Below are 1047 nucleotides of genomic sequence, written 5' to 3' on the forward strand. Positions count from 1 at the left end.
GCGCTGGACAGTTGCCGGGTGGTGTGGCTGTCCGTGGCGGATTTGGGCTGGGCGGGGTTCATGCCTGAGCCCTCCGTGTGGAAGGGGTGGCGCCAAAAGAGGGCGCGCAGGCGAGTGCCAGAGAAACGGCAGTCATGTTTCCGTGCTCCTTACTGAGACTGAAACCACCGACTCCGCGTTTTGAAGCACGAAACAGGTGGACGGGATGTTCAAAACACATAGCAAGATGTGCGGACGCCCTTGCGGGTAGCCCCATCCCGCCCGAAACCGCAGGGGCGTGGACGAGCGTCCACAGCCCGGAATCCAGACGTGACAAGGCCTCGCTTTCGGGGAGGCAGCACCGCTTACTAAATGGGTGTTTTGAAGCACCGGCCCCGGGACAGGGGGCTGGTGCGGATGATAGCGCGTGCGGCGTGCGCAAAGTCGCTTCGCGGCCCGTTGCACCTTGCGATCGCGCCCTTTCAGGAACGGTCCAGGAACCGCTGAAAGAGCCCGGCATGCATTGCGTTTATTGAGAATGATTCTTCTTTGCGCGGTTATGATCCGGCCCCATGGATTTGTCCGCCTCCTTCACCCGCGCTCTGCTTTCCGGCTTTGACCGGGCCTATGCCGACCTGGTGCGTGCCGCCACGCGCAGCACGGGCAGCCGCGAGGAGGCGGGCGACCTGGTGCACGACACCTGGCTGCGGCTGGCGGAACACGCGCGCAGCGCCCCGGCCGAGGCCGCAGACCTGGCCGGGGCCGCGAATCCGTCCCAGATGCCGCGCGACGCCACGGCCTATCTGGCCGTGATGGCCCAGCACATGGCGCTGGATGCGCACCGCCGCCGCCAGCGCCATGCCCGCTACCTGGGCGAGGCGGCAGTCCATGAACAACTGGCGCCCAGCCATGCGCCCGATGTGGCCGACTCCGTCATGTACCGCCAGGCGCTGGCCGTGCTGGAGTCCGCCTTGCACAGCCTGCCCGAGCGCTGCCGCGCCGCCTTCATCGCCCACCGCGTGCAGGGCGAGCGCCAGCCCGAGATTGCCGAGCGGCTGGGCGTCAGCC

At 67.2% G+C, this 1047-nt stretch carries 1 protein-coding gene; it reads left to right on the top strand.

Annotation, left to right across the window (positions count from 1 at the left end; genetic code table 11):
* Positions 1-551: 551 nt before the first annotated feature.
* Positions 552-1047: RNA polymerase sigma factor (locus L995_RS16930; protein ID WP_047472727.1), on the top strand; the 496-nt coding region annotated here is incomplete at its 3' end.

Origin of the sequence: Delftia sp. ZNC0008 (genome assembly GCF_000799035.1) — a bacterium.
Lineage (GTDB): Bacteria > Pseudomonadota > Gammaproteobacteria > Burkholderiales > Burkholderiaceae_C > Comamonas > Comamonas tsuruhatensis.